The 9,932-nt window shown below is 69.1% G+C and carries 10 protein-coding genes; 5 read left to right on the forward strand and 5 right to left on the reverse strand.

Annotated elements, in window-relative coordinates; all coding sequences use genetic code 11:
* Both VEG08_11810 and VEG08_11815 read left to right on the forward strand, forming a co-directional pair.
* A partial coding sequence (locus VEG08_11810) for a peroxiredoxin (protein ID HXZ28669.1) occupies positions 1 to 184 on the forward strand: 184 nt, incomplete at its 5' end.
* Between the two features lie 31 nt (positions 185 to 215).
* Positions 216 to 833, forward strand: a complete 618-nt coding sequence (locus VEG08_11815; GenBank protein ID HXZ28670.1) for a DNA-3-methyladenine glycosylase — start codon at positions 216 to 218, stop codon at positions 831 to 833.
* Positions 834 to 916: 83 nt separating this feature from the next.
* Here the strand turns inward: VEG08_11815 and panC are convergent, their stop codons facing one another.
* On the reverse strand, positions 917 to 1,774 hold the full coding sequence (panC, locus tag VEG08_11820; protein HXZ28671.1) for a pantoate--beta-alanine ligase: 858 nt from the start codon (positions 1,772 to 1,774) through the stop codon (positions 917 to 919).
* Positions 1,775 to 2,010: 236 nt separating this feature from the next.
* Between panC and VEG08_11825 the strand changes: the two genes are divergently transcribed.
* On the forward strand, positions 2,011 to 2,376 hold the full coding sequence (locus tag VEG08_11825) for a PilZ domain-containing protein (protein ID HXZ28672.1): 366 nt from the start codon (positions 2,011 to 2,013) through the stop codon (positions 2,374 to 2,376).
* A gap of 3 nt (positions 2,377 to 2,379) precedes the next feature.
* On the opposite strand, the gene panB is transcribed toward VEG08_11825, so the two are convergent.
* Together panB and VEG08_11835 are read right to left on the reverse strand one after the other, a co-directional pair.
* Complete coding sequence (panB, locus tag VEG08_11830) at positions 2,380 to 3,282, reverse strand: 3-methyl-2-oxobutanoate hydroxymethyltransferase (GenBank protein ID HXZ28673.1); 903 nt, start codon at positions 3,280 to 3,282, stop codon at positions 2,380 to 2,382.
* Positions 3,283 to 3,424: 142 nt separating this feature from the next.
* Positions 3,425 to 4,087, reverse strand: coding sequence for a deoxynucleoside kinase (locus VEG08_11835; GenBank protein ID HXZ28674.1), 663 nt, complete (start codon positions 4,085 to 4,087; stop codon positions 3,425 to 3,427).
* A 161-nt stretch (positions 4,088 to 4,248) separates the two neighbouring features.
* Here VEG08_11835 and VEG08_11840 point away from each other — a divergent pair, with 161 nt between their 5' ends.
* A complete protein-coding gene (locus VEG08_11840; protein ID HXZ28675.1) occupies positions 4,249 to 4,968 on the forward strand; it encodes a polysaccharide deacetylase family protein in 720 nt (239 codons plus the stop codon).
* A 36-nt stretch (positions 4,969 to 5,004) separates the two neighbouring features.
* Here VEG08_11840 and hemL read toward each other — a convergent pair whose 3' ends face one another.
* Both hemL and VEG08_11850 read right to left on the reverse strand, forming a co-directional pair.
* Positions 5,005 to 6,303, reverse strand: a complete 1,299-nt coding sequence (gene hemL / locus VEG08_11845; protein HXZ28676.1) for a glutamate-1-semialdehyde 2,1-aminomutase — start codon at positions 6,301 to 6,303, stop codon at positions 5,005 to 5,007.
* Positions 6,304 to 6,429: 126 nt separating this feature from the next.
* Entirely contained in the window at positions 6,430 to 6,750 is a 321-nt protein-coding gene (locus VEG08_11850) for a cupin domain-containing protein (protein ID HXZ28677.1), read from the reverse strand.
* A 74-nt stretch (positions 6,751 to 6,824) separates the two neighbouring features.
* On the opposite strand from VEG08_11850, the gene mfd reads away from it, so the two are divergent.
* Positions 6,825 to 9,932, forward strand: a 3,108-nt coding sequence (gene mfd / locus VEG08_11855) for a transcription-repair coupling factor (protein HXZ28678.1), incomplete at its 3' end; no start/stop codon positions are given.

Below are 9,932 nucleotides of genomic sequence, written 5' to 3' on the forward strand. Positions count from 1 at the left end.
CGATTCTGACAAGAAGCTCTGCCACGCCTTCGGCGTCATCAAGGAGAAGAATATGTACGGCAAGAAGGTGATGGGCATCGAACGCACCACCTTCCTGATCTCGCCCGAGGGCAAGATCGCGCGCATCTTCCCCAAGGTGAAACCCGACGGCCACGCCGAGGAAGTGCTGGCCGCGCTGGCCTGAAGCTGGCGAGCCGCCGCCCCCGCTGCTTGAGATGCAGAAAACCGTCCGCCAAGCCGCCCGCCGGCCGCTGCCGCGCTCCTTCTACGACCGCGATCCCCGCCGCGTGGCGCGCGCGCTTCTAGGCAAGGTGCTCGTGCGGCGGAGCGGGCGCCGCCTGCGCGCCGGACGCATCGTCGAGGTCGAGGTCTACCTGGCCGAAAAAGATCCGGCCGCCCACTCTTTCCGCGGCCCCACGCCGCGCAACCGCGTTCTCTTCGGGCCGCCGGGCCACGCCTACGTCTATTTCATTTACGGCAACCACTTTTGCCTGAACGTCTCGTGCATGCCGCCGGGGAATGCGGGATGCGTGCTGCTGCGCGCGCTGGAGCCGGTGGCCGGGATCGAGGAGATGGCGCGCGCCCGCAAGGTCGGGTTGGACGGGAAGCGGGCGCTCGAGCGCCTGACCAGCGGCCCGGGGCGCCTCTGCCAAGCGCTGGGCATCACCCGCGCCCGCGACAACGGCAAGGACTTCACCCGCTCCGACCTCACCATCGCCGACGACGGCTTCCGCCCCCGCCGCATCGCCGTCACACCGCGCATCGGCATCCGCAAGGCTGCTGAGCGGCCCTTGCGCTACCTTATCGCGGGCAATCCCTTCGTCTCAGCGTAACGGGATTGACGATTGCATCATTGACGATTGACGAATGAAAGGCAGGCCCCTCGTTCATTCGTCATTGACTCATTCGTCACTCGTCAATTTCTCTCGCTCGCCGGCAGCAGAATGTTGTCGATCAGCCTCGTCTCGCCTAGGTACGCCGCCACCGCCACCAGCGCGCCGCGCGAGACCTCGGCCACCGGCTCCAGGGTGTCGTTGTCCACGACCTCCACGTAGTCCACGCGCACCTCGGGCTCCGAGGCCAGCACCTTCAGTGCGGCCGCCGCCAGGGCCAGGGAGCCGCGCTCGCCCGCCTCGGCCAGCTCCCGCACCCGCTCCAGCGCGCGGAAGAGCACGGTAGCGGCGCGCCGCTGCTCCGCCGTCAGGTAGAGGTTGCGCGAACTCATGGCTAGCCCGTCCGCCTCGCGCACGATGGGGCAGATCACCATCGCGATGGGCAGGTCCAGGTCGCGCACCATGCGCCGCAGGATGCTGGACTGGGCCGCGTCCTTCTGCCCGAAAAAGGCGGCGTCCGGCTCCACGATGTGGAAGAGCTTGCTCACCACCGTGGTCACGCCGCGGAAGTGCCCGGGCCGCGAGCGCCCGCACAGCCGCTCGCTCATCCCCTCCACCGTCACGTAGGTCACCGCCCCCGCGGGATACATCTCCTCGACGCTGGGCGCGAAGAGCAGCTCCACGCCCTCCGCCTCCAGCAGGGCGCAGTCCTGCTCGAAGCTGCGGGGATAGCGGCCGTAGTCCTCCTTGGGACCGAACTGCAGCGGGTTGACGAAGAGGGAGACCGCGACCACGCCGCACTGCGCCCGCGCCGCGCGCACCAGCGAGAGGTGCCCGGCGTGCAGCGCCCCCATGGTGGGGACGAAGCCGAGGCGGCGGCCCGCACGCCGCAGTTCGCGGCAGGCGGCGCGCATCGCGGCGATAGTGCGGCAGATCCTCATGCCCGCGGCCATTCTCTCATCCCTCCGCGGGGCGAGCCGCGGCCCCGCTTCGCCAAACTTCAGTAACTCGTAACCGCGCCATGGTTACTTGACCACCCTTCCCCTAAGGCGTACTGTCTCAACAACTTTGCCGGGCAGGTTCAGTTTCTGGTCGCCCTTCGCGGCTCCCCAGCTCCCGAACTGGCGGCCCGTCCTGGAACCTGGTGCTCGGACCCTAAGGAGACTTCGCCACGCAGATGAACGACACCACCAGCGGCCGGTCGGTGCAGCCGGGCAAGCCGGACGCGCGCCACTTTCCTCGCTATCGCGTCGACGTGCGCGTGCTGGTGAAGGCCCGCCGCGAGCAGGGCGTCGCCGAACTGCGCGGCCGCAGCACCGACATCAGCGAAGGAGGCATGGGCGTCACTCTGGGCGGCGAGCTGGACGCCGGCGAGGTGGTGGAGATGGAGTTCACCCTGCCTCTGACCCGCCAGCCGCTGCACCTGCGCGCCGCCGTCCGCCGCCGCAACGGCCTCAACTACGGCCTCGAGTTCCTCACCCTCAGCCCCGTTCAGCGCGACGCCATCAAGCGCCTCTGCGACCCCCTGATCGCGATCGATTGACGCTCAGCGCCGGGCCACCCGCGGGCGCGCCAGCAGCGTCTCCAGCGCCGCCTGCGTCTCCCGCGGCAGGTGATACGACTCTTCGTCCGAGGGGTAGGCGCCCGAGACCACGTCCTCTTTGAAGCTGCGCGCGGCGCCCGAGAGCAGCGCGGCCGCGTCGGCGTAGCGGCGCACGAACTTGGCCGGGGGCGCGAAGGTCAGCCCGATCAGGTCGTGCAGCACCAGCACCTGGCCGTCGCACTCCGGCCCTGCCCCGATGCCGATGGTGGGCGCGCCGATCTCGGCTGTGATCATCCCCGCCACCTCGCGCGGGATACCCTCGAGATACAGCCCCGAGACGCCCGCCTGGTCCAGCGCCACCGCGTCGCGCAGGAGCTGCTCCACCGCGGCCAGGGTCTTGCCCTGCACCTTGTAGCCGCCCATCACGTGCACCGACTGCGGGGTCAGCCCGATGTGCCCGAAGACCGGGATCTCGGCCTCCAGCAGCCGCCGCACCAGTTCCACGCGCTTCTCCCCACCTTCGATCTTGACCGCCTCGGCGCCACCCTCCTTCACGAAGCGGGTGGCGTTGCGCAGGGCCTCGTTCTTGGTGACGTGGTAGGAGGCGTAGGGCATGTCGGCGACCAGCAGGGCGCGCCGCACCCCGCGCCGCACCGCGCGCACGTGGTGCAGCATCTCCTCCACCGTCACCGGCAGCGTGCTCTCATAGCCCAGCATGACCTGGGCCAGCGAGTCGCCCACCAGGATCACGTCGATGCCGGCCTCGTCCAGCAGCCGGCCGGAGGCGTAGTCGTAGGCGGTGAGCGAGACGATGGGCTCGTGCCGCTGCTTCTTCTCCAGAAGGGTGGACGTGGTGATCTTGGGAAGGTGGGACTCGCCTGGGAGCCCCGGAGACGTGATGCTCATACTTACCTCCAGTGCAGTTCCCGCTCCGCGGGATACCGCCTGTCGCCCACTCTATAGATGTGGGCAAGCGCATTGTAGACCCAATCTTCCGCCCAGGGGAAGGGGGGCTGGGAACTGGCAACCGGGAACCGGGAACCAGGCGCTAGGCGCTGGCCGACTCCGCTCCCAGCGGCAGGAAGTACTGCGTGCCCTTGATGGGGGCGGTCAGGCGGCGCAGCAATTCCTGCAGGTCCTCGTGGCGGTCCACGAAGTCGATGTCCGAGGTGTTGACCACCAGCAGGTCCGAGGCCGAGTAGTGGAAGAAGAAGTGCTCATAGGCGCGCGCCACTTCCTCGATGTAGTCGTCGCTGATGGCCTGCTCTCCGGGCGAGTTCTTCTTCTTCATCCGCTTCTTGAGCACCTCGGGCTTGGCTTGCAGGTAGATGACCAGCTCGGGCGTGGGCAACTGCTCGCGGAATTCGTTGTAGAAGCGGTTGTAGACGCCCAATTCGGCGTCGTTGAGGTTGATGCAGGCGAAGAGCTTGTCCTTCTCGAAGATGTAGTCGGCGACGATGGTCTTGCGCGAGGCCGGGCCCACGTCCAGCGTCTTCAACTGCTGGTAGCGCTCGATGAGGAAGGCCAGTTGCGCCTGGAAGGCCGCCCCGGCTTCGCCGTCGTAGAAGGCGCGCAGGAAGGGATTGTTCTCCGGCTCGGTGATCAGTTGGGCGTGCAGGCGCTCGGCGATGATGTTGGCCAGGGTGCTCTTGCCGACTCGGATGGGCCCTTCTATGGCAATGTACTTGGGCGGCTCGAAGAGGTTGGCCATGTCTCGGGATGTCCCAGAGGCTGACGGGAGCATAGCCCGCTTTGGCGCGCCGCGCAATTGCGAGAGGAGTTACTAGTAGCCGTCAGCGTTCAGCCGTCAGCCGTCAGGAAAACCTGAAGGCTGATGGCTGAGGGCGGACCGCTTGTTTACAATCACTAACGATGATCGCTACCGCCATCGCCGCCGGTGCGGGTGCGCTCGCGGGACTCGCCAGCGTGAGCGCCTATGCCGCCATGGCGCCGCGCTCGCAGCTTTTCGGCGCGACCTTCACCGGCCTGACGCCGGGGACGCGCCGCCTCGCCCTCACCTACGACGACGGCCCCAACCATCCTCACACCCTGCGCCTGCTGGAAGTGCTGGAGCGCCACCAGGCCAAGGCGACCTTCTTCCTGATCGGGCGCTACGTGCGCCAGCGCCCCGAGATCGCGCAGGCGGTGGCGCGCGCCGGCCACGCTGTCGGCAACCACACATTCACTCATCCCAACCTGTTCTTCACCTCGCCCGGCCTGGTGCGCAAGGAATTGGAGGACTGCCAGACGGCGCTGCGGGAGGTGGTGGGCGAGCCCGCGCCCATCTTCCGTCCGCCCTTCGGCGCGCGCCGTCCCGGGGTGCTGCGCGCCGCGCGCGCCCTGGGCCTGACGCCGGTGATGTGGACGGTGACCTGCTACGACTGGAAGGCGACCACGGCCGAGCGCGTGGAGCAGCACGCCCGGCGGCAGATCCGCGGCGGCGACGTCATCCTGCTGCACGACGGCGGGCACCTCGAGATGGGCGCCGACCGCGCCCATACCGTCGAGGCCACCGACCGCCTGCTCCGCCGCTATAAGAACGAGGGCTACGAGTTCGTGACCGTGCCCGAGATGATGAAAACCATCGGGTGATCGGGTGATCGGGTGATCTGGTGATTGAGACCCAGGTCAGCTCCTGAGGGAAGCGAACGCCTTGTGCGCGGCGTCCACGGTGGCGCGCACGTCGTCGCCGGTGTGGGCGGCGCTGACGAAGGCGGCCTCGAACTGCGAGGGCGGCAGCCACACGCCCGCATCCAGCAGGGCGCGGTGGAACTTGCCGAAGCGCCCAGTATCGCACTTGGCGGCGCTGGCCCAGTCCTTCACCGGCTCCGACGTGAAGAAGCAGGTGAACATGGAGCCCACGCGGTTGGCGGTGACGGCCACGCCCGCGTCCTTGGCCGCGTCGAGCAGCATGGCCACCAGCGTGGCGGTCAGCCGCTCCAGCCGCCCATAGATCTCGCGATGCTCGCCGAGATGGCGCACCGTGGCCAGTCCCGCGGCCATGGCCAAGGGATTCCCCGAGAGCGTGCCCGCTTGGTAGACCGGCCCGAGGGGCGCGACCTGGTCCATGATCTCCGCGGGCCCGCCGTAGGCGCCCACCGGCAGCCCCCCGCCGATGATCTTGCCCAGCGTGGTCAGGTCGGGACGCGTGCCGTAAAGCTCCTGCGCGCCGCCGAAGGCCATGCGGAAGCCGGTCATCACCTCGTCGAAGATGAGCAGGGCGCCGTCGCGCGAGGTCAGGTAGCGCAACGCGTCCAGGAAGCCCTCGGCCGGGGGCACGCAGCCCATGTTGCCCACCACCGGCTCCACGATCACGCAGGCGATCTCGCCCTTGTGCTGCTTGAAGGCGGCGTCGACGGCGTTGGCGTCGTTGTAGGGCAGGGCCAGCGTGAAGTGCACGAACTCCTCCGGGACGCCGGCCGAGCCCGGGATGCCGAAGGTGGCCACCCCCGAACCCGCCTTCACCAGCAGCGCGTCGGCGTGGCCGTGGTAGCAGCCCTCGAACTTCACGATGTACTTGCGGCCGGTGGCGGCGCGCGCCAGCCGGATCGCGCTCATGGTGGCTTCCGTCCCTGAACTCACGAAGCGCACCTTCTCCATGGCGGGGAAGGCTTGCAGCACGGCCTCGGCCAGCTCGACCTCGCGCGGCGAGGAGGCGCCGAAGCTCGCGCCCTGCTGGTTGGCCTCAGCGATAGCGGCCACCACCGCGGGAAAGGCGTGGCCCAGGATGAGCGGCCCCCAGGAGCCGACGTAGTCGAGGTAGGAGTTGCCGTCGGCGTCGAACATGCGCGCGCCCTGGCCGCGCACGATGAAGGGCGGATCGCCACCCACGGCGCGGAAGGCGCGCACCGGCGAGTCCACCCCGCCGGGGATCACCTGCTCGGCGCGCTGCTGCAGCTTGCGGGACTGTTCGAGCTTGCGGGGCATGGGAGTCCCTAAATATACCAGCCGCGGATTGCCGTAGCGCCGCCGTCTCGGCGGCTGTCGCGCGGGCGTCCCGCCCGCGTCCCTGAGGGCGAGACGCCCTCGGGGCAGACCGGCAGGATGCCGGGGCTACGACTTCGCCATCACCAGCAGCATGACCAGCGGGGTCTTGGCGAAGATGCCGTGGGGCAGGTTGGGGGCCATGTGGGCGAGCGAGCCCGCCTTGGCCTCCAGCATGTCCTCGCCCAGCTTCAACCGCGCCTCGCCCTTCAGGAAGTAGAGCACCGCGGGCACGGGCGCGGTGTGCGCGGAGAGTTCCTCTCCCGCGGCAAAGCCGAAGAGCACGATGCGCACGCGCTCGTCGTTGTGCAGGGTGCGGCTGAGGATGCCCTTCGAGGGGATCTCCACCTCGCTCAGCAATTCCGGGAGGAATGCGTAGTTCGTTGCCATGGTTTCAGCCTACGCCCGCCGCACGGCCCCGGCTGTGACTTTTGGCACGCTCCGGCTGATACAATCAATGCGCAATGGTCCTGCCCTTCGTCCGCGAACTGTTTGCGGACGCGGAAAACCTGGCCCCGCTGGCGCGCGCGGTCACCCACCTGAAGACCGGCGCGGGGCGGATACGTGTCTCCGGGCTCACCCCCACCGCCAAGAATCTCTGCCTCAACCTGCTCTACCGCGCCGCCGAGCGCCCCCTGATCGTGCTGGTGGCGGGCAACAAGGCGGGGGAGGAGGCCTTGCCCGTGCTCCAGGCCTTCGGCGAACTGACCGGCGCGGTCCGGCCGGAGGCGGTGGTCTTCCTGCCCACCCGCGACGTGCTGCCCTTCGAGAACCTCTCGCCGCACCCCGAGATCCAGGAGCAGCGCGCCACCGCGCTGTGGAAGATGGCCACCGGCGAGGCCGCCATCGTGGTGGCGCCCGCGGGGGCGGCAGCGCTGCGCCTGCGCCGCCCGGAGTTCTACTCCGACCTGGCGCGCGCGCTGCGCCGCGGCGAGGCCATCGATCCCGCGCAACTGCTCGAGCACCTCAACACCGTGGGCTACGAGGCCGCCGACGTGGTGGAGATGCCAGGGCAGTACGCGCTGCGCGGCGGCATCCTCGACGTCTACTCCCCCGAGGCCGACCGCCCGGTGCGCGTCGAGTTCTTCGGCGACGAGATCGACACGCTGCGCAAGTTCGATCCTGCCTCGCAGCGTTCCTCCAGCCCGGTGGAAGAGGCGCTGCTGCTGCCCATGACCGAGACGCCGGTGCGCGAGGAGATGCTGGCCGCCATCCACGCGCGCCTAAGCGGCGGGCGGGTGGCGGGCGAGGAAGCGGCGCGGCGCGCCGCCGCCCTCACCACCGGCGCCGGCGTCTTTCCCGGCTGGGAGTTCTACGCGCCGCTGGCCGGCGCCGAGAGCAGCCTCTTCGACTTCCTGCCACAGGCCGCGGTCTTCCTCGACGAGCCCGCCGCCGTCTGGGACGATCTCGACCAGCTCTGGGAGCGCATCGCCGCCGCTCACGAGCGCAGCGGCGTGGGCAACCTGGCGCGGCCGGAGGACCTCTACTATCCGCCCGTGGAGCTGAAGTCCATGGTCGCTGCGCGCCCCGGCGGCGCACTCGAGCACCTGGGCATCGAGGGCGCAGACGCCGAGCCGCAGATCGCCTTCGTCTCGCAGCCCACGCCGCGCTTCCACGGCTCCGTGCCGGCGATGGTGGAGGAGGTGCAGAAGCTGGCCGGCGAGGGCCGGCGGGTGCTTTTTGCCGCCGCCTCCACCGGCGAGGTCGAGCGCCTGGCCGAGGTCTTCACCGAATACAACCTGCCTTACCGGCTGGGCAGCCGCGCGCAGTCGGGCGCCGCCGGCAGCGAGACCTATCTGGAGGAGAGCGCCTACTTCGCTCCCGACCTGACCGCCACCACCATCGTGAAGGCCTACGTGCCCGAAGGCGTGGCCCTGCCCGACGCCAACCTGGTCCTCTTCGGCGCCCGCGACCTGTTCGACGAATCCGAGGTGGTGGCCAAGCAACCGGCGCGCGCCAGATCCAAGGTCTCGGCCTTCCTCTCCGACTTCCGCGACCTGCAGGTGGGCGACTTCGTGGTGCACGTGGAGCACGGCATCGGGCAGTACCAGGGGCTGAAGGAGATCGCGCAGGGCGACTTGCGCGCCGAGTTCATGGTGCTGGAGTACGCCGAGGCCGCCAAGCTCTACGTTCCGCTCACCCGGCTGGACCTGGTGCAGAAGTACCGCTCCGCCGAGGGCGTGCATCCGCCGCTGGCGCATCTGGGCACCGGCACCTGGGCCAAGACCAAGGCGCGGGTGAAGAAGGCGGTGCAGGAAATGGCCGACGAGCTGTTGAAGCTCTATGCCCAGCGCCAGGCCGTCGAGGGCCACGCTTTCCCCGCCGACAGCCAGTGGCAGCACGAGTTCGAAGACGCCTTCGAGTTCAGCGAGACCGAGGACCAGGCCCAGGCCATCACCGACGTCAAGCGCGACATGCAGGCGCAGCGCCCCATGGACCGCCTGCTCTGCGGCGACGTGGGCTACGGCAAGACCGAGGTCGCCATGCGCGCCGCCTTCAAGGCGGTGGGCGATAACAAGCAAGTGGCCGTGCTCGCCCCCACCACCGTCCTTGCCTTCCAGCACTACGAGGTCTTCCGCCAGCGCTTTGCCGCCTTCCCCGCCGAGATCGAGATGATCTCGCGCTTCCGCACCGCCAAGCAGCAGAAGGAGATCCTGCAGAAGGTGGAGGCGGGCAAGGTGGACGTGCTCATCGGCACCCACCGCCTGCTCTCCCAGGACGTGAAATTCGCCGACCTGGGCCTGCTGGTGGTGGACGAGGAGCAGCGCTTCGGCGTCCGCCACAAGGAACGGCTCAAGCAACTGCGGCAGCAGGTGGACGTGCTCACCATGTCGGCCACGCCCATCCCGCGCACCCTGCACATGTCGCTGGTGGGACTCAGGGACATGAGCGTGATCGAGACCCCGCCCAAGGACCGCATCGCCATCCAGACCGTAGTCGCGGCCTTCGACGAGAAGCTGGTGCAGAACGCCATCGCGCACGAGCTGGAGCGCGGCGGCCAGACCTACTTCGTCCACAACCGGGTGGAGACCATCTACGAGATCGGCGCCAAGGTGCAGGAATTGGCGCCCAAGGCGCGCGTGATCGTCGGCCACGGGCAGATGTCGGAGCAGGAATTGGAGAGGGTGATGCTCGCCTTCATGCGCCACCAGGCCGACGTGCTGGTGGCCACCACCATCATCGAGAACGGGCTCGACATCCCGTTGTGCAACACCATCCTGGTGAACCGCGCCGACCGCCACGGGCTCTCGGAGCTCTACCAGTTGCGCGGTCGCGTGGGCCGCTCCAACCGCCGCGCCTACGCCTACCTGATGGTGCCGCCGGAGCAGGAACTGACACCGCTGGCGCGCCGCCGCCTGGCCGCGCTCAAGGAGTTCAGCGACCTGGGCGCCGGCTTCAAGCTGGCCGCGCTGGACCTGGAGCTGCGCGGCGCCGGCAACCTGCTGGGCGCGCAGCAGAGCGGCCACGTGGATGCCGTCGGCTTCGAGCTCTACACCACCATGCTGGAGCGCGCGGTGCGCGAGTTGAAGGGCGAGGCGGTGCCCGCCGAGGTCGCCGCCCAGCTCAACCTG

The organism is Terriglobales bacterium (genome assembly GCA_035624475.1).
In the GTDB taxonomy this organism is placed as follows: Bacteria; Acidobacteriota; Terriglobia; order Terriglobales; family Acidobacteriaceae; genus DASPRL01.

Bases quoted from the DNA above. Each gene is read 5' to 3' on its own strand.
- VEG08_11815 (HXZ28670.1), top strand. From the start codon at position 216: ATGCAGAAAACCGTCCGCCAAGCCGCCCGCCGGCCGCTGCCGCGCTCC.
- panC (HXZ28671.1), bottom strand. From the start codon at position 1,774: ATGAGGATCTGCCGCACTATCGCCGCGATGCGCGCCGCCTGCCGCGAA.
- VEG08_11825 (HXZ28672.1), top strand. From the start codon at position 2,011: ATGAACGACACCACCAGCGGCCGGTCGGTGCAGCCGGGCAAGCCGGAC.
- panB (HXZ28673.1), bottom strand. From the start codon at position 3,282: ATGAGCATCACGTCTCCGGGGCTCCCAGGCGAGTCCCACCTTCCCAAG.
- VEG08_11835 (HXZ28674.1), bottom strand. From the start codon at position 4,087: ATGGCCAACCTCTTCGAGCCGCCCAAGTACATTGCCATAGAAGGGCCC.
- VEG08_11840 (HXZ28675.1), top strand. From the start codon at position 4,249: ATGATCGCTACCGCCATCGCCGCCGGTGCGGGTGCGCTCGCGGGACTC.
- hemL (HXZ28676.1), bottom strand. From the start codon at position 6,303: ATGCCCCGCAAGCTCGAACAGTCCCGCAAGCTGCAGCAGCGCGCCGAG.
- VEG08_11850 (HXZ28677.1), bottom strand. From the start codon at position 6,750: ATGGCAACGAACTACGCATTCCTCCCGGAATTGCTGAGCGAGGTGGAG.